Origin of the sequence: Kribbella sp. NPDC056951, from assembly GCF_042674205.1 — a bacterium.
Classification (GTDB): Bacteria; Actinomycetota; Actinomycetes; order Propionibacteriales; family Kribbellaceae; genus Kribbella; species Kribbella yunnanensis.
On sequence record NZ_JBHUQZ010000011.1, the window covers coordinates 129,854 to 152,073 of the forward strand.

Genomic DNA, 22,220 nt, shown 5'->3' on the forward strand with positions numbered 1-22,220 from the left:
GACAAAAGGCCGACGGGTAACCGTCAAACGTTCACGGAGTCGAGACGATGTCGCGGGCGGACTGCGCCTCGCCGATCACGGAGCCTTCCTTGTACGCCGGGTCCAGCGAACCGGTGGTCGTCCGGATCACGGTGATGCGGACGTTGCAGGTGGTCGAGCTCTGACCGGCCGGTGACGCGGTGGACGGCGGTACGAGCGTGATCTTGCCGCCCGGAATGACGACTGAGCTTGCGCCGGACGGCACCTGGATCTCGCCCTGCTGCACGCAGATCCCGTCCCACTGCACCTTCGTCTGCTGATCGGTCGGCACGGTCTCGAAACGCACCGGGATCGCTGCGCGGCGCGAGTACGTCGTCCCGTTGGCCGGTGCGGTCAGGAGGACCCGCTCGGGGAGCGAGACGACCGAGCGTGGAGCGGGGTCGTTCTCGCTGTTCCGCTGCAGGTCGAAGGTGACCTCGGTACCGGCGTTCAGGGTGCCGTCGAGCCGGCCGGAGTAGTTGGTGACGCCGAGAGACTTGTGGCGCTCGAGCTTGACCGACCCACCGCCGCCCGACGCGCTGATCGACTCGCCGTCGTTCAGCTTGACGAAGGTCAAGGTGCCGGCGCGCAGAGTTGCGAGCACGTCGGCACGCTGCTCGTGGTCCTTGACCGTCACGTGCAGACCGGCCTTGATTCCGCTCGTGCGGATGTCCTTGGAATCGGCCGTCGAACAGCCGGTCACGATCAGACCGGCGGCGACCACACCTGCGATAAGCCTCACTCGCCGGAAGCTAGCACCGCAGGGGCTCACCCGCCCGAGCACTCGAGCAGCATTCCAGCAGGGTGAAAAGTAGGGGTGCCGGACCGGGAAGCGCCTCACGGCGCGTGGCCGCTCGTAGCGGCTTTATTTGGGACCCGGGGCTTGCACCGGCCCGACACCTCGAACAGTGTAACCGGTGCCCAAATCCCTTGTCCTGTTGAGTTCTCGGGGCGCTGGACGCCATAACATCTTGCGCCGCACTATGCAACCACCGTCGGGGCAAACACTCGCGGGTAGCTACCAGAGTTGGCCGGCGCGTTCGGCGCGCGCCGAGGTTTGCAACTGGTCTGCCATCTCGACCAGCTTCGACGCCGACAGCACCTCGTCGTGACCGTCATCGGCCAGATGTGCCCGGCCGGTCGCGATGATCCGCGCGAACGCGGCCGCCCGATCCAGCGTCGTGGCGAAGTCTCCGGTCGCGACACCGCGCAGTACGGCGTCCACCATGTCGCGCACCTCGGCTGGCCCTGGTGGCTCAGCGACGCCGGCGACGACCGCGTGCACCTCCGCATACTTGCGGCCGGTGCTGAACTCGCGCGACACCTGATCCGCATTCCCATGCACCCAGGAACGCAACAGGTACAGCCGCCACAGTGCACCGGGCAACGAATCCGACGGCGCGTCGGACCACAGCTCGGCGAGCTCGTCGAGACCGTAGTCATCGGCCAGCTTCACGACCCGCGCGTGCACCTCGGCGTCCTCGGACGACCGCACCCCGCGGACCAGCAGCTCGGCGGTCCGGTGCGCGACTTCGGTCACGGCCGCCGGGTCGGCAGCACCCGGCAACGACTCGAACAGCTTGTTGCCCGGCATGATCGGTCGGCGCGGATTGGGAGAGCTCACGGCCTCCATGGTGCCTGACGCGAGAAACCCTCGCATCTCAAGCTGGCTCGTCCGACAGGTCGCTACTGAACCAACGTCTCGGCTCGACTGTGTAGAGCACGGGTGCGGACTCCGGATGGGCGAACTCGTTCTGCACGAAACCCTGCGCGTACTCGCTCGGCATGTACCGCTCGGCGATCTTCTCCATCTCGTCCGGAGTGGCCGGGCCCGACTTCACGACCGCGCCTTCGATGGTGACGTACTTGTACGGCATCTCCTCGGTCTGCACGGTCACCGACAGCGCATTCGCGGTGGCGAGAAGGTCGGCCTTCCGGGTCTTGCGGCCGAGGGTGTTGGTGAAGAACGTCAGCTCGCCGCCGGGCTCGTAGTGGTAGAAGACCGGCGACGCCAGCGGCGGCCGCCCGTCCGGCTGGGCGATCGACAGGATCGCGACATGGGACGCGGCCAGGAAGGCCTCGCGGCCGGCGCTGCTCATCGGTCCGGGCATTCGACTACTCCTCACGCTTGGCATACACTTTGCTTGTCCAAGAGTTTGACTCTCAAAGTCTATGATTGTCAAGGAGGGATCGTGGCGGATTCCGTCGAGGTCGAGCTCGACCACCACCTGGCCGGGCACGATGCGGCCGATCGGGTGATCGAGGCCGCGCTCTACCGGATCGTCGAGCTCGCGCGTCTGCACCGGGAGTGGCAGCGGGCGGTCGCCGCGGAGGCGGGCCTGTCGCTGGCCGACTGCGAGGTGATCCTGCGGCTGGCTCATCTCGAGGCTCCCGAGAGGACGCCGAGCCAGCTGGCCCGGATCTTCCACATCACCGCGGGCAGCATGACCGCCCGCCTCGGCCGGCTGGAGTCCGGCGGCTACCTGACCCGGACGGTCCAGCCGGGGAATCGCGCCCAGATCCAGGTCGACCTGACCGGCAAGGGGAAGGTGCTGCACCACCGGTTCGCCGACCAGATGGTCGAGATCCACCACCAGATGTTCGCCGGCGCACTCCCCGCCGAGGACCGCGAGACCCTCAACGACCTCCTCCGCCGGCTCCTGACGCATGTGGAGGCCACCACCTGACCAGTAGGCTCAAGTCATGGTGGCTGGGCGAGGCCAATTGGCCAAGAACTTGATCAAGTACGGCGTGCGCTACGGACCGCTCGTCGCCGAAGCGGTCAAGCACGGGCGCGAACCGGCCCAGCAGGCGGTTCAGGCGGCCGTGGCTCGGCGGACCGCGCGGAAGAAGGCGCTCGAGCACGCGTTGACCGTGCGCGAGGGGTCGCTGCTCAAGGTGATCAAGGACGGCCAGTCGATCTTCTTCGTCTTCTCCGGCGACGCGATCGTGACGACGTACCCGTCGGTGCCGCAGGCGACCTATCCGGAGTTGCTGCGGCACGCCGACCTGGACAAGCGGGAGTCGGCCGAGCAGTTGGCCGCCGCCCGAGCAGCCCGCCGGCCGCGGATCGGCGCCCGGCTGCCGAAAATGATCCGCCGCAAGTAGGTAGGGCGAAGGTTGACGCGGGCGTAACATTCGCGACCCGGCGAGGCAACAGGCCGACCGCAGAGTAGAAGGACGAAGCTCCACGAGGGAGGGCGTCCGCATGCTCTGGAAGATCAGGACCGAACTCGCCGACCGGCCCGGTGCCTTGGCCGAACTCGCTGCACGGTGTGGTGCGGACGACATCAACATCCTGAGCCTGGAAGTCTTCACCGCCGAAACCGGTGCTGTCGACGAACTGGTCGTGTCCACCGGAGTGGGCTGGTCCGCCGAGGACCTGACCGCCCTGGTCGCCGAGGCGGGCTGCGTTCGAACCACGGTCCAGCCGTGTCAGGCCGACGTCCTGAGTGATGCTCCGACGCGGTATCTGCGGGCCGTACTGCGGCTCGTCGAGGACCCGCTGTCGGTGGACGACGAGCTCGGCGCGCTGCAGGGGTTCGGCGAGTACACGCCGGCCGAGTGGGCCCGGGCCGATGTCCTGGTCGAGATCGCGGGCCGGCTGGCCGAGCGGTTGCAGGAGCCGGTGGTCGACGGCCCGCGGCCGGGGAGCGGCGTACCGGAGTTGCGTCGCGCATCCGTCGAGGACGCCGAAGCTGTGGTCGCGATGCACGAGCGTTGCTCGCACGAGAGCCGCACCCGGCGCTATCACGTGCCGATGCCGCGGCTGACCACTCGTACGGCGAGACACTTGTCGGCCCCGGCCGGTGGCGTCTCGATCATCGCGGGTGTCGGTGACGCCGTGGTCGGGATGGCGACGGCTGCTCCGTGGGAGGAGCTCGGCGGTACGACGATGGAGGTCGCCGTACTGGTCGAGGACGGCTGGCAGGGCCGTGGTCTGGGAGCCCAGCTGCTGCGGCAGTTGATCGGCGCGGCACGGGATCTGGGCGCCGATCGGGCCGTCTGTGTGGTCCAGCCGGAGAACGCGGCGATGCTGCGCACGATCGAGGGTTTGCGGATGCGAACCAGGGTGGTCAACGACGGCGACAACCTGACTGTCACCGTCGCACTGTCGCCCGAAAGCCTGTCGCATGCAGTGGATCGGCCGTCGGTGCAATATGGTCGATCCCGTGCCATCCCTGCCCGGTCGCAATCCGCACGGCCTACTGGTCAACCTGCCCGCGAGCACACGCTCGCCGCTCTTTCAGCTCTTCAGCCGATTGCTGATCGCGCTCGGGCTGCTGACGTTGATGGTGCTGATCGTGGTGGTCGACCGTGACGGCTACAAGGACAGTTACGACGGCTCTGTCAATCTGATCGACAGCATCTACTACGCCACCGTCACCCTCACCACCACCGGGTACGGCGACATCACCCCGGTGACGCCGACGGCCCGGCTGGTGAACGCCTTCGTGGTCACGCCGCTGCGGATCTCCTTCCTGGTGGTACTGGTCGGCACGACACTGGAAGTCCTGGCCAACGAAGGTCGCCGCATCATGCGCGACACCCGATGGAGGAAGCGCATGAAGGACCACGTCGTTGTCGTCGGCTACGGCACCAAGGGACGGGCAGCGGTGCAAACCCTGCTCAGCAACGGGGTCAAGCGCGACGCCATCGTCGTGATCGACCCGCGCGCACAGGCGGTCGGTGACGCGGGCAACGACCAGATGGCCGCGTTCCACGGTGACGCCACGAACCGCACGGTCCTGCGCCGGGCCGAGGTGATGACGGCCCGCGAGGTGATCGTGACCACGGACCGCGACGACTCCGCGGTCCTGGTCACCCTCGCCGTACGGCAGCTGAACCCGACCGCACACATCGTGGTCGCGGTCCGCGAGGAGGACAACGTCCCGCTGCTGCGCCAGAGCGGCGCCGACGCGGTCGTCACCTCGTCCGAGGCAGTCGGCCGACTGCTCGGTCTGTCCGCGGTCAGCCCGAACCTCGGCGAGGTGATGGAGGACCTGCTCACGTACGGCGAGGGCCTCGAGGTCGCCGAACGCCCGGTCCTCGGCCGCGAGGTCGGCAAGCCGCCGTCCGCGCTGCCGGACCGCGTCGTCTCGGTCGTCCGCGACGGCAAGGTCCACCGCTACTACGACGCCAACGTCTCGGTCCTGGCCGCCGGCGACAAACTCATCGTCGTCCGCCCCGCCAAAGAAACCCCCTGGGCCGAACGCCCCGGCGCCGACGAAGACGACGACTAAGTCGCAAACGGTACGGCGTTCTGGCGGGTCGACCGGTCTCCTGCGGGGTGGTGCCAGCGGTTTTCGCGGGCCAGGAGGGGGAGGACGGATTCGCCGAACCAGTAGGCCTCTTCGAGGTGGGGGTAGCCGGAGAGGATGAATTCGTCGATGCCTAGGTCGGCGTACTCCTTGATGCGGTCGGCGACTTCGCGGTGGCTGCCGACGAGCGCCGTACCGGCGCCGCCGCGGGCGAGGCCGACGCCGGCCCAGAGGTTCGGGTAGATCTCGAGGTCCTCGGGGCGGCCTTCGTGCAGGGCGAGCATGCGCTTCTGACCCTCGGATTCGCTGCGCCGCAGGCCTTCCTGGACACGGGCGATCGTCTCCGGCGGTAGTGCGTCGAGCAACCGCCGTGCCTCGCGCCACGCATCCTCGGACGTGTCGCGTGTGATGACGTGCAGGCGGATACCGAAGCGGACGGTACGACCGGCGTCGGCGGCGAGCTTGCGGATCCAGGTGAGCTTCTCCGCGACGGCGGCCGGTGGTTCGCCCCAGGTCAGGTAGACGTCGCTGTGGGCGGCAGCCACTGGTCCCGCGGCTGCGGAGGAACCGCCGAAGTAGATGGGTGGTGTCGGGTCGGGGACTGACACCAGTCGTGCCTGTTCGACCCGCAAATGCTTGCCTGCATAGTCGAACGGGTCACCGTGCTCCCACAGCTTCCGCACGATCGCCAGGAACTCGTCCGTCCGCGCATAGCGCTCGTCCTTACTGAGGAAGTCGCCAAACGCCTTCTGCTCGGTCGGCTCACCACCCGTCACCACATTGAGCAGCAGCCGCCCACCGGACTGGTTCTGGAACGTCGTCGCCATCTGCGCAGCGAGCGTGGGGGAGAGCAGCCCCGGCCGGAACGCGACCAGGAACTTCAGCCGATCGGTCGAGTCGAGCAACGATGCCGTCGACAACCAAGCATCGTCACACCACAGCCCGGTCGGTGTCAGCGCGCCGACGAACCCGAGCTCCTCGGCCGCGGTGACGATCTGCCGCAGGTACCGCGTCGTCACCCGACGATCCCGGTGTACGACGTCCGCCCCGTGCCCGCCGCCGACGATGTGGCGCGAGTCGCCCGACGTCGGCAGGAACCAGTGGAAGGTCAAGGTCATCGAGCTGCTCCATCCAGTGCGCGGTTGTCGGAGTCGAGAGAACGGCCGAGAGTCTCGGGGAGCGCTCTCGCGGAGAGCAGGCTGACGATCGCGATCAGCACGTTGTACGTCGCCAGCCACCACAGATCGCCGTCGCCGAGGCTCACCAGCCAGGCCGCGATCAACGGCGTCAGCCCGGACGCGACGATCCCGGAGAGCTGATAGAGCGCTCCCAGCGCCGTGTACCGGACCCGGGTGCTGAACAGCTCGGCCCAGAACGCCGCGAGCGGTCCGTAGATCACCCCGTCCAGTACGCCGACGCCGACCGCGAGCGCGATGAACACGGTGACCGACGTACCGTGCTGGACGAGTGCTGCCGCCGGGAACGCGAACAGCAACGCGGCCCAGGTCCCGGCCCGGTACACGGGTTTGCGGCCGACGCGGTCAGAGAGCGCTCCCGCGATCGGGATCAGCGCGACACCGATCAAGGCGCCGACCACGATGCCGTTGAGCGCATAACTGCGAGGCAGCTTCAGATCGTTGGCGACGTACGAGAGCAGGTAGACCGAGAACAGGTTGAAGGTGAAGCCCTCGATGTACCGCGTACCCATCCCGAGCAGCAGCGAGCGCGGGTGCTGCTTCAGCAGGTCGACCAGCGGGACGCTGGACACCTCCTTGCGTTCACGCACCTTCGCGAACGCCGGCGTCTCGAGCACCGACAACCGGATATAGGCGCCGATGGCAAGCAACCCGGCGCTGACCAGGAAGCAGATCCGCCAGCCCCAGGCCAGGAACGCGTCCTCGGGCAGCAGACCGACCAGCGAGAACGCGGCCGATGCCAGGAACAACCCAGCCGGTACGCCGATATGCGCGAAGCTGCCGAAGAATCCGCGCCGGCCGGGTGGCGCGTACTCGACCGCGAGCAGGACCGCGCCGCCGTACTCGCCGCCGACTCCGATGCCTTGCAGGATCCGCAGCACGACGAGCAGGATCGGCGCCCAGACGCCGATGCTGTCGTAGCTCGGCAGGACGCCGATCAGCGTGGTGCCGACGCCCATGATCACCAGCGTCAGCAGCAACATCTGCTTGCGGCCGATCCGGTCGCCGAAGTGCCCGAACACCAGCCCGCCGATCGGCCGGGCCAGGAACCCGACCGCGAAGGTCGCGAACGACGCGAACGTGGCGGCCGAGCCGCTCAGGCCGGTGAAGAACAGTTTGTTGAAGACGAGTCCGGCGGCGGTGCCGTAGAGGAAGAAGTCGTACCACTCGATGGTCGCGCCGACGCAGGCCGCGATCGCGACCTTGCGCGGCGAGGGCGGTGGTCGGTCGGTCATCGCGTCTCCCGGGCGGTGGGCAAGAGGTACTAAGTCGATGAGGTTAGTTGGGTTTCGCTGCGTGAGGTGGCGATCCCAGCATGTGAGCTGTTGACGGCATCGCCGCGGCGCTTTATGGTCGGCCTGTAAACGATTACAAGAACGATTACAGGAGTCCCTGGTGAGCCGTCCTACGATTGCCGCGGTCGCTCGGGCAGCCGGGGTTTCGGTGGCGTCGGTGTCCCGGGTGCTGAACGGTTTGCCGGCGACCGACGAGATGGCCGAGCGAGTACGGCGGGCTGTCGACGAGCTCGGGTATGTCCCGGACGCGCGGGCACGGTCGCTCAAGGTGGGGCGGACGTTCCAGCTGACCCTGGCGGTCGCGGACGTCGGTAACCCCGTCTACGTGACGATGATGCGGGCCGTCGAAGAGGTCGTGTCGGCGGCGGGCTATCGGTTGGTGGTGACGACGACCGGGCCGGAGATCGTCGACGAGGTCGCGCTGGTGCGCGGGATGGCGCGTGGGTACGCCGACGGTCTGGTGATCAGCCCGCTGCGGGTCGACGACGACCTGATCAAGTCGATCCAGGAGTGCGACGTACCGGTGGTCGTCGCCGGTAACGTCCCGGCGAAGGCCGGGGTCGACACCGTGCGCGCCAACTCGCCGAAGGGCATGGCGCTGGCGGTCGAACACCTGGTGTCGCGCGGACGGCGGCGAATCGCCTTCCTGAACGGCCCAGCCGACACGGTTCCCGGCGAGGCGCGCGCGAAAGGTTTCGCCGACGCGCTGCGAGCACACAAGCTGCAGGCAGTTGCGCAGGTGGAGGCGGAGGACTTCACCTTCGCAGCAGGACGCGAGGGTGGGCGGGCGCTGCTGGAGTTGGGGCGCGGGACTGTCGCTCACGAGGTGGCGGCCAGGGCCGACCGCGGTGCGGCGGCTGCTCGGCCGGCGTTTGACGCGGTGATTGCGGCCAACGACCTGCTGGCCGTGGGGCTGATGCACGAGTTGGCGGCGGCGGGGCTTGACGTACCGGGGGATGTTGCTTTGGTGGGGATGGATGACAGCGAGTTGGCTGAGCAGTGCTTCCCGCCGTTGACGAGTGTGAACCTCGGGTCGGCCGAGCGGGGGCGGCGGGCGGCCGAGTTGCTGCTCGCTCGGATCGAGGACGGAGAGCGCTCCCCGAAGCGGATCATCGTGCATCCGTCGCTGAGCGTTCGGCGGTCGACGTGAGCACAACCACGGTCACGAGACCGAAGCAGAACAGGGAGGCGATCTTCCTCTTCCTGCCCGCGCTGCTGCCGGTTCTGCTGCTCAGCGTCTACCCGCTGATCCGGGGAATCGCTCTCGGGTTCACCAACGCCCGCGCCGGGTTGCGCGTCGACACCGACTTCATCGGGTTCGGCAACTTCGGGAAGCTGCTGCACAACGACCTGTTCTGGGAGTCGTTCCGGATCGGCGTGATCTGGACTCTCTCGGTGACGATCCTGCAGTTCGTCGCCGCACTCGGTCTCGCGTTACTGCTCAACACCAACCTCAAGTTCCGCGGTGTCGCCCGGACGCTCGCGCTGATCCCGTGGGCGATGCCGCCGGTCGTGGTCGCGATCATGTGGCGGCTGCTGCTGCACCCGACCAACGGTCCGGTGAACAAGATCCTCCAGGACCTGCACCTCACCGATCACCCGATCAACTTCCTCGGCGACTTCAGTACGGCGCTCCCGGCGGTGATCGTGGTCGGAATCTGGGTCGGGATGCCGATGACAACCGTGACCCTGCTGGCCGGGCTACAAGGGATAGACCGCTCTCTCTATGAGGCCGCGGCGGTCGACGGCGCCAGCGCCTGGCACCAGTTCCGGCACATCACACTGCCGCAGCTCAAGACCGTCATCGTCGCGATCACCAGCCTAGACCTGATCTGGAACTTCAACTCGTTCGGCCTCGTCTACGTGCTTACCGCCGGCGGGCCGGGCGGCAAGACCATGCTGCCGATGCTGTTCGCCTACAACGAGGCCTTCCGCTACGGGAACTTCGGTATGGCCGCGGCGATGGGTGACGTGATGGTCGTCGTCATCATCGTGTTCCTCGCCTTCTACCTGCGCAACCGCCTCCGGAGCCAAGCATGAGGACGCGACCGTTCGCCCGAGTCCTCCAGTACGTCGCTGTGCTCGCGTACCTGGTGTTTCTCGCGTTCCCCCTGCTGTGGTTGATCTCCAGTTCGCTGAAGTCGCCGCGCGAGTTCGCCGCGATCACGCCGACCCTGCTCCCGAAGAACATCGACTTCTCGAACTACACCAACGCTCTCGAGGAGCAAGGTCTGGTCCGATCGCTCGGCAACAGCCTGCAGATCTCGATCCTGACCACGATCCTGGTGCTGATCGTCGCGCTGCCCGTCTCTTACGCCCTGGCCCGGTTCCGCAGCCGGCTCCGCCCGATCACCAACGGCTGGATCCTGGTCAGCCAGGTGTTCCCGGTGATCCTGATCGTGATCCCGCTCTTCATGATCCTGCGACCGCTGCACCTGACGAACACGATCCCCGGCGTCGTACTGGTCTACCTGGTCTGGTCCCTGCCGTTCGCGTTGTGGATGCTCCAGGGGTACGTCGCCGCTGTCCCGCGCGAGCTGGAAGAAGCCGCCTCGGTGGACGGCGCGAGCCGGATCCGCACCATCATCGCGATCGTCATGCCGCTGCTGCGGCCAGGTCTGATCGCGACCGCCATGTTCACGTTCATCTCGGCGTGGAACGAGTTCTTCTTCGCTCTGGTCCTGCTGCAGGACCCGGAGCTCAAAACCCTGCCGCTGGTCCTCGCCCGCTTCGTCGGCGCCGAGGGTCAGGTGCAGTTCGGCCCGCTCGCCGCCGCGTCGGTGCTGGCGACGGTGCCCAGCCTGGTCTTCTTCGCCTTCCTGCAACGCCGGTTGACCTCCGGCCTCATGAGCGGCGCTGTCAAGGGCTGACGATTCCCCTGAGGAGAGACAGATGAGGAAACTAGTGTCCTGCGCCAAAGGTTCTTTGGCGCTTGCGATGCCCAGGCACGCACCTCGCGGCACCGGAGGAACAGCCACGATGGAAAGGCATCGAGGCCGCCCCTCCGGCACCCCGATGCACGCACCTGAACACCGCAATCACTCAAACAACCTTCGGCGCAGGACACTGGCAACCACGTTGCTCGCGGCAACCGCTCTGGTGGCGCTTGCGGCGTGCGGTGGCAACAGTGACAACAACTCCGGCGGCGACTCGAACGAGAAGGTGACGCTGAAGTTCCAGAGTCTCGCCTTCCAGAAGACCACGGTCGCCGCGACCAAGAAGATCGTCGCGGACTGGAACGCCGCCAACCCGAACATCCAGGTCGAGTACGTCCAGGGCAGCTGGGACTCCGTGCACGACCAGCTGGTCACCCAGTTCCAGGGCGGGACCGCGCCGGACATCATCCACGACGAGTCCGCCGATATCACCGGGTTCATCAATCAGGGCTACCTCGCGGACCTTTCGCCGTACCTGAGTCAGGCGACGAAGGACGCCGTACCGCAAGGGGTTTGGGACACCGTCTCCAGCGATGGCAAGGTGTACGCCGCTCCGACGCTTCTGCAGTCGTACGTCGTGTTCGCGAACACCGCGGCGCTCAAGCAGGCGGGGATCGCCGCGACCGGGGACTCGCTCAGCTGGGACGACCTGGCGGCCAACGCCAAGAAGCTCACCGCCGGTGGCAAGTACGGTCTTGGGTGGGGTTTGAAGAGCCCGACCGCGACCGTGCTCAACCTCGGGATGAACTTCGACGGTAAGTTCTTCGACGGCACCGGGCGCGACGCCAAGGCGTCGATCGGGGACGCCGAGCTGGAGGTGCCGAAGCGGATCCACGCGATGGCCTATACCGACAAATCGATCGACCCGACCTCGTTGACGCAGAGCGGATCGGACGTGCTTCCGGGCTTCTACGCCGGCAAGTATGCGATGGTTGTTGGTGGCAACTACGCCGCGCAGCAGATCGTTGCCGAAGCACCTAAGGGCTTCCAATGGGAGGTGCTCCCGCCTCTGAAGGGTACGTCCGCCAAGCAGGCCGCCAACCCGCAGACGCTGTCGGTGCCGGCGGAGAGCAAAAACGTCAAGCAGGCGGCGCAGTTCATCGACTACTTCATGAAGGCGGAGAACCTGGCCGCCGTCGGGCAGGGCGACTGGCTGATCCCGACCACGCAAGCGGCGCGGGACGCGATCCTGAAGACGACCGGCGGCAAGGATGGTTGGCAGCAGACGCTGGCCAGCGGGGCCGAGCTGACCAAGGCGCCGTTCCAGAGTGTGGAGAACTACCCGAAGTGGAAGGACCAGATCGCAACTCCGGCGCTGCAGGAGTACTTGGCGAACAAGACGGACTTGAGTGCCCTGGGCAAGAAACTGAATGACGGATGGGGTCAGGTCAACAGCTGATGCTCGAAGATAAGTCGACAGGTGCCCTTGTCGGTTCCGCCGTCGGTGACGCGATCGGCGGTGCCGTCGAGGGCTGGACCCCGGCGGCGATCCGGGAGCGGCACGGCGGCTGGGTGACCGGGATCGTCGGTCCCTGGTACGACGACTGGCGCACCGCGCGCCCGATTGCGCCGTACCACAAGGGCGATGGGCACATCACCGACGACACCTTGATGACGCACGCGCTGGTCGAGGTGTACGACGAACGCCGTACGCACCTGGATGCGTACGCGATCGCCGAGTCGCTGGTGCCGAAGATGATCACCGGCCGTCGTTGGGTACCGGAGCTGGAGGCGGACGCGTTGTTGCTGCAGCGCGTCTTCCTGGCCGAGAAGTGGCTCGTCGCCCGGCTGCATTACGGACATGTCGACCCACGCGAGGCCGGTGTCGGCAACATCGTCAACTGTGGTGCCGCGATGTACATGGCCCCGGTCGGGATCGCCAACGCCGGCGATCCCGAGGGCGCGTACGCCGAGGCGATCGACATCGCCGGTGCACATCAGTCGAGCTACGGACGGGAAGCGGCGGGCGTGTTCGCGGCCGCCGTCGCCGCCGCGATGGTGCCCGGGGCAACAACTGCCACCGTGATCGAAGCAACGCTGGCACTGGCCAAAGACGGTACCCGGAAAGCCATCCAGGCTGTGGCTGAAGCGGCGAGTGGCGTGACCGACTGGGAAGCAGCGATTCCCTTGCTACGCAAGGCGATTGAGCCCTTCGACAGTGTCGGTCCGGACTATCGCGACCAGTCCCTGGATGCCCGTCGGCCGAGCCGGACGATGGCGATCGAGGAACTTCCGGTCGCGCTCGGGTTCGTGATGGTTGCCGAGGGCGACGTACGGCGGGCTGTCCTCGGCGGCACGAACTACGGCCGGGACGCCGACTCGATCGCGTCGATGGCCGGCGCGATCACCGGTGCCCTCAGCGGACTGAGCGGCGTACCGGAGGAGTGGGCGAGCGAGATCGCCGAGGCGAGCCGGACCGACCTCGTGCGACCGGGCGTGCTGATGGCATCGGTGGCTCGCGAGCTGCATGAAGCCGATACGCGTCGGTGGGCGCGACGGGCCGAAGTACTGGAGAATCTGACCTGATGAGATTGACCTGGGTGCAGCCGGAGGACCTGCTGCCGCATCTGTTGGTGCAGTCCCGGTCGGAGGGCGTCGAGGTCGCGGATGTCGAGCGACGCTGGCGGGCCGCCGGTGGGGCGACCGAGGCTCCGGTCTCGGGCGCATCCGACAAGCCCGCCGGTTCGGAACTGCGCGCCTTGGCGCGAGACCTCCTGGCGGAGCTGGACGCGCGGACTCCGGAGTGGATCGAGCCCAAGATCCCGGAGTTGCCGCAGCTCGGCCGATCGACGGATCGCATCGCGGCCGCCTGGCTGGGCCGGGCCGCTGGGAATCTGCTCGGCAAACCTGTCGAGAAGATCCCGCGCGAGGGGATCCGCGAGATCCTCCAGTCGTCCGGCCAGTGGCCGCTCACCCGGTACGTGACGGCCGTCGGCGTACCGGACGACGTACTGCGGCGTTGGCCCTGGAACCGGACCTCCGCGCCGACCAGCCTCCGCGAGGTCATCGACGGGATGCCGGAGGACGACGACCTCAACTTCGCCCTGCTCGCGCTGCGGATGCTCGAGCAGTACGGCGACGCGCTGACCACCGAAGATGTCGCCCAAACCTGGTTGCGCGATCTGCCGGCCGCCCGCGTCTTCACCGCCGAGCGCGTTGCGTACCGCAATCTTCTGAACGGCGTCGAGCCGGCGCGGGCCGCCGTGGTCGGCAACCCGTTCCGCGAGTGGATCGGCGCGCAGATCCGGACCGACGTCTACGGCTGGACGCACCCGGGCGACCGTACGGCGGCCGCCCGGCTCGCGCTGGTCGACGCGCGGCTGAGCCATACCGGGGCGGGCGCGGACGGCGCGTTGTGGGTGGCCGCGATGTCGGCCGCGGCGATGGTGCTCGACTCGCCGATCGAGGCGGCGCTGGCCGGTCTCGAGGTGATCCCGGTCGACGGTGCGATCTCGCGCGCGGTCCGCTTCGGCCTGGCCCTGGGGGATCACCCGCTGGACGACGCACTCGATGCCCTGCACGAGGAGTACGGCGGTCTGCACTGGGTACATGCTGTGAACAATTCGGCACTGACCGGATATGCGCTCACGGCGCCCGACTTCACGACCGCGATTGGCCGCTCGGTCATGGCAGGGTGGGACACGGACTCCGTGGGTGCGACGGTCGGTGCCGTAGTTGGTGCCATCCGGGGAGTTCCGGCAGAGTGGTCTGTACCACTGAAGAACCGGTTGGCTACCAGCCTGCCGGGGATGGACCGAATCGCATTCGACGAGTTGGCGGACAGGACTGTGGAGGTGGCCCGGGGTGGAGCCTGACGTTGTCGTCGTGGGCAGTGCGAACGTGGATCTGGTGCTTCCGGTGCAGCGCATCCCGCGCCCCGGTGAGACCGTGCTCGCGGGCGTGCTGACCCGAGGCCCCGGCGGCAAAGGTGCCAACCAGGCCGCTGCCAGCGCGCGAGCCGGCGCGCAGACGGCCATGGTCGTGTCGCTCGGCGCCGACGACGGTGGCGCGCTGCTCCGCGAGACGCTGACCGGCGCCGGTGTTGACCTGTCGCTGGCGACGACCTCAGACGCCCCGACCGGTACGGCGATCATCACGGTCGAGGAGAGTGGTGAGAACTCGATCGTCGTCGCCCCGGGCGCCAACGGCGAGCTCGCGCTGACGCCGGAGGCCGCCCATGCCATCGGCGGCGCCAAGATCGTGCTCGCCCAGCTCGAGATCCCGATGGAGACCGTGCAGGAGGCTGCGGCGACCAGTTCGTACTTCATCCTGAACGCAGCCCCGGCAGCCGGATTGCCGGATGCGCTGCTCGCCGACATTGATCTGCTCGTGGTGAACGAGAGTGAGGCCGAGGTGATCGCTGGTCCGGACCGGAGCGCGCTGCTGAAGCTGGTTCCCGCCGCGGTGGTCACGCTCGGCGGGGACGGCGCGGTGATCCTGACCCGCGGCAACGACGAGATCACGGTTCCCGGCGTACCGGTCGACGTGGTCGACACCACCGCCGCGGGGGACACCTTCTGCGGGGTGCTCGCGGCAACTTTGTCTGCGGGGTCAGCGATCGAGCCGATCACCCCCCGCGACCTGACGAACGCGGTCCGACGCGCTAACGTTGCTGCTTCACTGAGTGTTCAAACCGCGGGAGCTATTGCCTCGGTGCCTCACGGGGATGCGATCGACGCGCGTTATGCGGAGGTGTATCTGTGAGTCCGCTCGAACCGCGGCCCATCGACCTGCCCGCCCGGGTGGATCTGGGGCTCCGGGCCGACCTGTCCTTTCTCGACGACGCGAAGATCCTCGGTGCGCCCGACGACCCAGCGGATCTGCCGCGTTGGCGCGCCAAGCTGGCCGAGTGGCTGATCGGTTCGTACGAGCGCACGCCGTACAACGGCTCCCAGTACGAGGTTCCCGGTCGCGAGTGGACCCAGACGGCGTACTCGGTGGCGCTGGTCTGGCTCTGGGACGACCTGCTGTACGACGTGTCGACCGGTCGGTTCACCCCGGAGAAATTCGTCCGGCACGGAGTGGAGGAGTTCGGCGGACACGACGCGATCGTGTTGTGGCACGCCTACCCGGTGATCGGGATCGATTCGCGGAACCAGTTCGACTTCTATCGCGACGTTCCGGGCCTTCGGCAACTGATCGATGACCTGCACCGGCTCGGGCTGAAGGTGTTCTTCGACTACAACCCGTGGGATGTCGGGACCCGGCGGGCCGCGCGCTCGGACGCCGAGGAGTTCGCTTCGCTCGTGACGGACTATGCCGTCGACGGCGTCTTCCTGGACACGTTGAAGGAAGGCGACCCGGTCTTGACGCGGGCGTTGCGGGCAGCCAATCCGGCGATCGCGCTCGAGGGTGAGTCGCGGTTGCCGATGGCAAGGGTCAGCGATCACGCGTTGTCCTGGGCGCAGTGGTTCGCCGACACACCGGCGCCTGGTGTGCTGCGGGCGCACCTGTTCGAGCGCCGGCACATGATGCACCACACCCGCCGCTGGAACCGCGATCACAGCGCCGAGCTGCAATCCGCGTGGATCAACGGCGTCGGCATCCTGGTCTGGGAATCGGTGTTCTCCAGCTGGGTCGGCTGGAACGCCCGCGACCGCGCGACCCTGCGCCGGATGGTGGCCGCGCAACGTGCGTTCGCACCGGTACTGATCGACGGCGACTGGATCCAGCTGACCCCGGAGATCCCGGACAAGGCCCGGGTGCACGGCATCTACGGTTCGCGATTCGACCTGCAGGACATCACGTTCTGGACGCTGATCAACCGGCACGAGGACGACTTCGAGGGCATCGTGCTGCGGTCGGAGGATCAGGTCGGCGACTGGTACGACGTGACGTCAGGCGTACCGATCACGGCGAACGACGACGGCGTGCACCTCGTCGTACCGGGTCGTGGCGTGACCGGCATCGTCCGGGTCGGCGCGACCGCGGGAGCGAGTTGCCGGACGACCGCGCGCATGCTCGGCACTCGGCCGCGACCGCACGTCTCCGACTCCGCCTTCCCGCTTCGGCCGGCGGAACGGCTGCCCGTTTCCGCGGTTCCCGGTACGGCGTCGATCGGGCCGGTGGTCGACGTACCGGCTGGGCCGCAGGTGCTGACCGTGCGGCACCGGCGGCGCGAGACCGGTCTGTACGACCAGGCGCCGTACGTGGAGGAGTGGAAGCCGCTGCCGCCTCGCCTGCATGACATCCGCACGGTGACGCGCGAGGTCTCCTTGCCTGGGATCTCGGTGGCGGTGTCCGAGGTGACGAACGCGCAGTACTTCGAGTTCCTTGCCAGCTCGGGGTATCGACCAATGATCGCGAACCGCTTCCTCGCGCACTGGGTTGATGGTGCGCCGGTGGCCGGGACTCTCGATGAGCCGGTGACGTACGTCGATCTGCCGGATGCGCGGGCCTATGCGGCTTGGCGGGGTGGGCGGTTGCCGACCGAGGACGAGTGGCAGGTCGCGGCCGGGCTCGACGGTTTCGTTCGCGCCTCGCCGTTGGTGTGGAACCTGACCGAGAGCGAACACCGCGACGGCCGCAGCCGGTTCTGCATCCTGAAGGGCGGCTCGCATTATATTGCCCAGGGCTCCGATTGGTACGCCGATGGTGGCCCGCAGGAACCGGAAGTGAGCTTCAAGTTGGTCCTGACCGGTGGCGGTCTCGACCGGTCGGAGACCATCGGTTTCAGGTGTGCGGGATGAGGCCTGCTCCTCTTGACGGGGTGAAGGTGCTGGAGGCGGCGACGCTGTTCGCGGGCCCGCTGGCGGCGACGTTCCTGGGTGACTTCGGGGCGGACGTCACCAAGATCGAGCACCCGTTGCGACCGGACGCGGCGCGGACCCATGGTGCGTCGAAAGACGGTGTCGGGCTGTGGTTCAAGACGCTCGGCCGGAACAAGCGGCTCGCGACGCTCGACCTGTCGTCGGGCGCTGAGGTCTTCCTTGAGTTGGTGCGGCGGAACGACGTACTGGTGGAGAACTTCCGGCCGGGGACGTTGGAGCGCTGGGGGCTCGGGCCTGACGTGTTGCTGGCGGCGAATCCGCGGTTGGTGATCGCGCGGGTGACGGCGTTTGGTCAGGTCGGGCCTTGGTCTCGTCGGCCTGGGTTCGGATCGTTGGCCGAGGCAATGAGTGGGTTCGCCGCGGTGACCGGTGAGCCGGATGGGCCGCCGACGTTGCCGCCGTTCGGGCTCGCGGACGGGATCACCGCGCTGGCGACCGCGTACGCCGTACTGGTGGCTTTGCGGGAGCGGGATCGGTCGGGGGCGGGGCAGGTGATCGACATGGCGATCATTGAGCCGATTTTGATGATGCTTGGTGGCGGGATCACGGCGTACCAGCAGACCGGGTACGTGCAGCCGCGGCTGGGGAACCGCTCGTCGAACAATGCGCCGCGGAATGTGTATCGGACCGCGGATGGTCGGTGGGTGGCGGTGTCGACGAGCTCGCAGAGCATTGCCGAGCGGGTGGTCACGTTGGTCGGGCGGGCTGATTTGGTGGCCGAGCCGTGGTTCGCGACCGGGCGTGAGCGCGCTGAGCATGCGGACGAGCTGGATGAGGCGGTCGGGTCGTGGATCGCTGCGCGACCGCTTTCTGCGGTGATGGATGCCTTTGAGAAGGCCGAGGCCGCGGTCGGTCCGGTGCACGACATCCGGGGGATCATGAGCGATCCGCAGTACGCGGCTCTGGAGACGATTGTTGCCGTTGACGACGATGAGCTGGGCGGGCCGGTGCAGATGCAGAACGTGCTGTTCCGGCTGTCGGAATCACCGGGGGCGATCCGCTGGGCGGGGCGGCGGCATGGGGCGAACACCGATGAAGTGCTGGCCGAGATCGGGGTCTCGCCGGAACAGCTTGCTGCGCTGAGGGCAGCCGGCGTGGTCTAGGTTTCTTGGGGGATGTTGTGCTGACAGGGTTGTACGTGCCGGCCAATCGGCCGGATCGATTCGCCAAGGCCGTTGCCGCCGGCCCCGATCTGGTCGTGTTCGACCTGGAGGACGCCGTACCGGTCGACGCGAAGGCCTCGGCGCGGGAGTGGGCGGTCGCGTGGGTCGCGGCGCATCAGGCGAGCTCAGAGCTGAGGGTGAACGCGCCGGGGACCCCGTGGCTGGCGGACGACCTGGCCGCGGTGGCCGCCGTGCCGGAGATCCGCTTGCGCGTGCCAAAGGTGGAGAGCGCCGCAGACGTCCTGCGCGTCCTCGAACAGGTGCCGTCGGCAAGAATCACCGCCCTGATCGAGTCACCCCTCGGGCTGGAACGCGCCTTCGAGATCGCCACGGCTGATCCCCGGGTGGTCGCAGTCGCCCTAGGCGAGGCCGACCTACGCAGCTCCCTCGGTGTAGACGGTCCGGAGGGCCTGGCCTGGGCACGCGGCCGCCTCGTGTCCGCGTCCCGAGCCGCCGGCCTCGGCGCCCCCATGATGTCGGTCCACCCCCGCGTCGACGACCTCGACGGCCTCCGCCGCACCAGCCTCGAAGGCCGAGCCCTCGGCTTCGTCGGCCGAATGGCCATCCACCCGCGGCAACTCGCGACAATCATCGAGTCCTTCACCCCAACCGCCGTACAGCTCGCCGAAGCCCTCGAACTGCTAACCGCAGTCGAAAAAGCAGGAGTCACCACAGGCGGCGTAACCGTCCTCCCAGACGGCCGAATGGCCGACCCCGCCATGATCGGCCGAGCCCAAGAACTCAAAACCCTCGCCACCGAAATCAAGCGCCGCGGTTAACCCCACCCGCGACCGCGGTTGAGGGGCGAGTGCGGTCGACCCCGCCCGCGGGTGCGGTTGAGCGGCAGGGGTGGCGTTGCCCGCCCACAGCCACGGCTGGGGTTGGCGCCCGGGGAGCGATGCCGCGTGCGCGATCTGCGCAACGACAGGACGTATAGGTGTACCAGGCGATATCTGCACGCTCAGTGTGGGTGGTGACTGGCGCAGTTCGGCATATACGTCCTGTCGGTCGGGTGGTGACTGCCGTCGCCTGACACGTGACCGCCAGGTTGGGGTCGCCCTGCCTCGCTCAATTTGCTCCCCAACCCGGGTGACGGCAGGACTTCGACCCGGCGCACCGCCCGACCCAAACCGGATCGGCAAGAGCTGCACGACCGACAGGAGGTGTCTGCCGAATCGCGGCTAGCGGAGCTGACGGCAGGCGTGAGTCGGCGTGTACGTAGGCACCTACGTCCTGTCGGTCGGGTGGTCCCGGGCTGTGGCTGGGTAGGTCGGCTGCCGTCGCCTGGTAGGCAGCCATCGACGACGTGCAGGGGTGGGTGGGGCGATCACATGCGTCTGGTTCGGCCAAGTCCTCGGGTGGGTGACGCCAGACCACGCCTCGATCACGTGCACGGGTGGGCGAACCGCCTGCGCCGTCGACCTCGCTGGTGGGTGGGGTAATCGCACTCGACTGGTCGACCGCGTTCACGGGTGGGCGACACCACATGTACGGCTCGATCACGTGCAGGGGTGGGGGATCACCTGTATCCGGTGGGGAGCGAGTTAAGGTCGTAGGCATGTTGCCGCGCAGTGTTGATGCTGTGGTGATCGGTTCGGGGCCTAATGGGCTGGTGAGCGCGATCGGGCTGGCTGATGCCGGTTGGGATGTGCTGGTGCTGGAGGCTGCGGACACCTTTGGGGGTGCTGTTCGGTCTACGGCCAGTGACGGGTGGGTGAGCGACCGGTTCAGTTCGAACTATCCGCTGGGTGTTGCGTCGCCGGTGATTCGGGCGCTGGAGCTTGAGCGGTTCGGGCTTAAGTGGGGGCATGCGCCGTTGCCGTTGGCGCATTTGCTGGATGCGGACGAGGGGACGGCGGTGGCGATCCACCCTGATCCTGAGGACACGGCGAAGTCGGTTGGCGCTGAGCATCCGGGTGATGGCGAAGCGTGGTTGCGGCTGTACCAGCAGTACGTCGCCATCCGCGAGCCGCTGCTGAAGTCGTTGCTCACGGCGTGGCCGCCGGTGTCGCCGGCGATCAAGCTTGTGCGCAAGCTCGGGTCGGCCGGTGAGTTGCTGCGGTTCGCGCGGTTCATGGCGATGCCGATGCATCGGATGGGTAAGGAGCTGTTCGCCGGGCCGCGCGGTGCCGCACTGCTGGCCGGGAATGCGCTGCATGCGGACGCGCCGTTGTCGGGCAGTGTCAGCGGGACGATGGGGTGGTTGCTGGCGATGCTCGCGCAAGACGTCGGGTACCCGGTGGCAGTCGGCGGATCGAGTTCGTTCTCCGGTGCACTGGTGGCGCGGGCCGAGCGGGCGGGTGTGTTGTTCGCTGCGTCGATGCCGGTGACGTCCGTCGAGGTGAGCGGTGGGCGGGCGACCGCCGTACTGACTGCTTCGGGGGAGCGGGTCGCGGTCGAGCGGGCGGTGATCGCGGACACGTCGGCACCTGCGCTGTACGACGTACTGTTGTCGGGGGCAAGTATTCCGGCCGGCTTGCGGCGGGATCTGGATGAGCGGTTCGAGTGGGACTACCCGACCGTGAAGCTGAACTTCCGGCTCAGCGGGCCGGTCCCGTGGAAGGCCGCCGAGGCGCGGTCGGCCGGGGTCGTCCATCTCGGTGGGACGGCTGATGAGCTGGTGCATCTGTCGGCCGACCTGGATACCGGGCGGGTGCCGACGCAGCCGTTCCTGCTGGTTGGGCAGACCACGAAGTCGGATCCGTCGCGATCGCCTGCGGGTACCGAGGCGGTCTGGGCGTATGCGCACCTGCCGCGCGGGATCGCGGACGATGAGGCTGCCGGGAAGCTGGCCGGGCGGATGGAGCGCGCGATCGAGCGGTTCGCGCCGGGCTTCGGGGAACTGATCATCGATCGGGAGTTGCAGCGGCCGAGTGTTCTCGAGGAGGGAAACGCGGCCCTGGGATTCGGTGCGCTCGGCGGCGGCACGATGCAGCTCCAGCAGCAGCTGATCTTCCGGCCGACCATCGGACTCGGCAGTCCGCGTACCTTCGTCACCGGTCTGTACCTCGGCAGCTCGGCGATCCACCCGGGTGGCGGAGTCCACGGTGCCTGCGGTCACCTCGCGGCCCGTACGGCGTTGCGCGACGCGTCCCTGCTTGGTCCGGTCACCCGGTCGATCCCGGCTGCCGCACTGCGCCGCCTGCAGAAGTGAAACTGCCCGAGTCGACCTGCCGCACCCGGTTCTCCGCCGCGCGGGTGGCACGGCTCGCGACGGTCGGGGCGGACGGTGTACCGCACCTGGTTCCGGTCACGTTTGCGGTCGCCGGGGACGAGGTGTTCATCGCGATCGACCAGAAGCCGAAGACGACGCTCAACCTGCGGCGGCTGCGCAACATCGCCGCGAATCCAGCCGTCACACTGCTGGTCGACGAGTACGACGATGACGACTGGACCCAGCTGTGGTGGGTCCGTGCCGACGGAACCGCCCACGTGCAGGACGAGGCGGTCGAGTTGCTGGTCGCGAAGTATTCGCAGTACGTCGACGATCCGCCGCGCGGACCGGTGATCGTCGTACGGGTCGATCGCTGGAGCGGCTGGGCGTTCGCCTGAGCGGGCGGAAATTGCCTATACATCCGGCG

The 22,220-nt window shown here is 67.8% G+C and carries 21 protein-coding genes; 16 read left to right on the top strand and 5 right to left on the bottom strand.

All coding sequences use genetic code 11. The features are described from left to right. Nucleotides 1-31 precede the first annotated feature (31 nt). The 3 genes from ACFTSF_RS32755 to ACFTSF_RS32765 form a co-directional block, all read right to left on the bottom strand. Nucleotides 32-760 (bottom strand): hypothetical protein, encoded by a 729-nt coding sequence (locus tag ACFTSF_RS32755; protein WP_380158386.1) that lies wholly within the window; start codon nt 758-760, stop codon nt 32-34. Nucleotides 761-1,036: 276 nt separating this feature from the next. Next, complete coding sequence (locus ACFTSF_RS32760; protein ID WP_344162075.1) at nt 1,037-1,642, bottom strand: hypothetical protein; 606 nt, start codon at nt 1,640-1,642, stop codon at nt 1,037-1,039. Between the two features lie 37 nt (nt 1,643-1,679). Continuing rightward, the gene (locus ACFTSF_RS32765; RefSeq protein ID WP_380158388.1) at nt 1,680-2,129 is read right to left on the bottom strand and encodes a pyridoxamine 5'-phosphate oxidase family protein; all 450 of its coding nucleotides are present in this window, start codon (nt 2,127-2,129) and stop codon (nt 1,680-1,682) included. An 81-nt stretch (nt 2,130-2,210) separates the two neighbouring features. On the opposite strand from ACFTSF_RS32765, the gene ACFTSF_RS32770 reads away from it, so the two are divergent. The 4 genes from ACFTSF_RS32770 (at nt 2,211) to ACFTSF_RS32785 (ending at nt 5,261) form a co-directional block, all read left to right on the top strand. Beyond that, nucleotides 2,211-2,705, top strand: a complete 495-nt coding sequence (locus ACFTSF_RS32770) for a MarR family winged helix-turn-helix transcriptional regulator (RefSeq protein WP_380158390.1) — start codon at nt 2,211-2,213, stop codon at nt 2,703-2,705. A gap of 16 nt (nt 2,706-2,721) precedes the next feature. Next, nucleotides 2,722-3,126, top strand: a complete 405-nt coding sequence (locus ACFTSF_RS32775) for a hypothetical protein (protein ID WP_380158392.1) — start codon at nt 2,722-2,724, stop codon at nt 3,124-3,126. A gap of 100 nt (nt 3,127-3,226) precedes the next feature. Beyond that, entirely contained in the window at nt 3,227-4,339 is a 1,113-nt protein-coding gene (locus ACFTSF_RS32780; RefSeq protein WP_344162088.1) for a GNAT family N-acetyltransferase, read from the top strand. Continuing rightward, the gene (locus ACFTSF_RS32785) at nt 4,311-5,261 is read left to right on the top strand and encodes a potassium channel family protein (protein ID WP_380158394.1); all 951 of its coding nucleotides are present in this window, start codon (nt 4,311-4,313) and stop codon (nt 5,259-5,261) included. The genes ACFTSF_RS32780 and ACFTSF_RS32785 overlap by 29 nt, the downstream gene beginning before the upstream one ends. Here the strand turns inward: ACFTSF_RS32785 and ACFTSF_RS32790 are convergent. Together ACFTSF_RS32790 and ACFTSF_RS32795 are read right to left on the bottom strand one after the other, a co-directional pair. Beyond that, nucleotides 5,258-6,397, bottom strand: coding sequence for an LLM class flavin-dependent oxidoreductase (locus ACFTSF_RS32790; RefSeq protein WP_380158396.1), 1,140 nt, complete (start codon nt 6,395-6,397; stop codon nt 5,258-5,260). The two genes, ACFTSF_RS32785 and ACFTSF_RS32790, sit on opposite strands and share 4 nt — an antisense overlap. Continuing rightward, nucleotides 6,394-7,710 carry an MFS transporter gene (locus ACFTSF_RS32795; RefSeq protein WP_380158398.1) on the bottom strand — a complete coding sequence of 439 codons (1,317 nt, stop codon included), beginning with the start codon at nt 7,708-7,710 and terminating at the stop codon, nt 6,394-6,396. The genes ACFTSF_RS32790 and ACFTSF_RS32795 overlap by 4 nt, the downstream gene beginning before the upstream one ends. Before the next feature lie 160 nt (nt 7,711-7,870). Here ACFTSF_RS32795 and ACFTSF_RS32800 point away from each other — a divergent pair, with 160 nt between their 5' ends. From ACFTSF_RS32800 to ACFTSF_RS32855, 12 genes are all read left to right on the top strand, one after another. Continuing rightward, entirely contained in the window at nt 7,871-8,920 is a 1,050-nt protein-coding gene (locus tag ACFTSF_RS32800; protein ID WP_380158400.1) for a LacI family DNA-binding transcriptional regulator, read from the top strand. Further along, nucleotides 8,917-9,810 carry a carbohydrate ABC transporter permease gene (locus ACFTSF_RS32805; RefSeq protein WP_380158402.1) on the top strand — a complete coding sequence of 298 codons (894 nt, stop codon included), beginning with the start codon at nt 8,917-8,919 and terminating at the stop codon, nt 9,808-9,810. Before ACFTSF_RS32800 ends, ACFTSF_RS32805 begins: the two co-directional genes overlap by 4 nt. Further along, nucleotides 9,807-10,640, top strand: a complete 834-nt coding sequence (locus ACFTSF_RS32810; protein ID WP_344162106.1) for a carbohydrate ABC transporter permease — start codon at nt 9,807-9,809, stop codon at nt 10,638-10,640. The genes ACFTSF_RS32805 and ACFTSF_RS32810 overlap by 4 nt, the downstream gene beginning before the upstream one ends. Before the next feature lie 109 nt (nt 10,641-10,749). After that, nucleotides 10,750-12,105, top strand: coding sequence for an ABC transporter substrate-binding protein (locus tag ACFTSF_RS32815; RefSeq protein ID WP_380158404.1), 1,356 nt, complete (start codon nt 10,750-10,752; stop codon nt 12,103-12,105). After that, complete coding sequence (locus tag ACFTSF_RS32820; RefSeq protein ID WP_380158406.1) at nt 12,105-13,232, top strand: ADP-ribosylglycohydrolase family protein; 1,128 nt, start codon at nt 12,105-12,107, stop codon at nt 13,230-13,232. Before ACFTSF_RS32815 ends, ACFTSF_RS32820 begins: the two co-directional genes overlap by 1 nt. Next, complete coding sequence (locus ACFTSF_RS32825) at nt 13,232-14,521, top strand: ADP-ribosylglycohydrolase family protein (RefSeq protein ID WP_380158408.1); 1,290 nt, start codon at nt 13,232-13,234, stop codon at nt 14,519-14,521. Before ACFTSF_RS32820 ends, ACFTSF_RS32825 begins: the two co-directional genes overlap by 1 nt. Further along, on the top strand, nt 14,511-15,410 hold the full coding sequence (locus tag ACFTSF_RS32830; protein ID WP_380158410.1) for a ribokinase: 900 nt from the start codon (nt 14,511-14,513) through the stop codon (nt 15,408-15,410). The genes ACFTSF_RS32825 and ACFTSF_RS32830 overlap by 11 nt, the downstream gene beginning before the upstream one ends. Further along, nucleotides 15,407-17,395, top strand: coding sequence for an SUMF1/EgtB/PvdO family nonheme iron enzyme (locus tag ACFTSF_RS32835; protein WP_380158412.1), 1,989 nt, complete (start codon nt 15,407-15,409; stop codon nt 17,393-17,395). Before ACFTSF_RS32830 ends, ACFTSF_RS32835 begins: the two co-directional genes overlap by 4 nt. Next, a complete protein-coding gene (locus ACFTSF_RS32840; protein WP_380158413.1) occupies nt 17,392-18,579 on the top strand; it encodes a CaiB/BaiF CoA transferase family protein in 1,188 nt (395 codons plus the stop codon). The genes ACFTSF_RS32835 and ACFTSF_RS32840 overlap by 4 nt, the downstream gene beginning before the upstream one ends. 17 nt (nt 18,580-18,596) lie before the next feature. Beyond that, entirely contained in the window at nt 18,597-19,418 is an 822-nt protein-coding gene (locus ACFTSF_RS32845) for an HpcH/HpaI aldolase/citrate lyase family protein (protein ID WP_380158414.1), read from the top strand. Nucleotides 19,419-20,197: 779 nt separating this feature from the next. Continuing rightward, a complete protein-coding gene (locus tag ACFTSF_RS32850) occupies nt 20,198-21,793 on the top strand; it encodes a phytoene desaturase family protein (protein WP_380158416.1) in 1,596 nt (531 codons plus the stop codon). Next, nucleotides 21,790-22,191 (top strand): TIGR03668 family PPOX class F420-dependent oxidoreductase, encoded by a 402-nt coding sequence (locus ACFTSF_RS32855; RefSeq protein ID WP_380158418.1) that lies wholly within the window; start codon nt 21,790-21,792, stop codon nt 22,189-22,191. The genes ACFTSF_RS32850 and ACFTSF_RS32855 overlap by 4 nt, the downstream gene beginning before the upstream one ends. Nucleotides 22,192-22,220 lie beyond the last annotated feature (29 nt).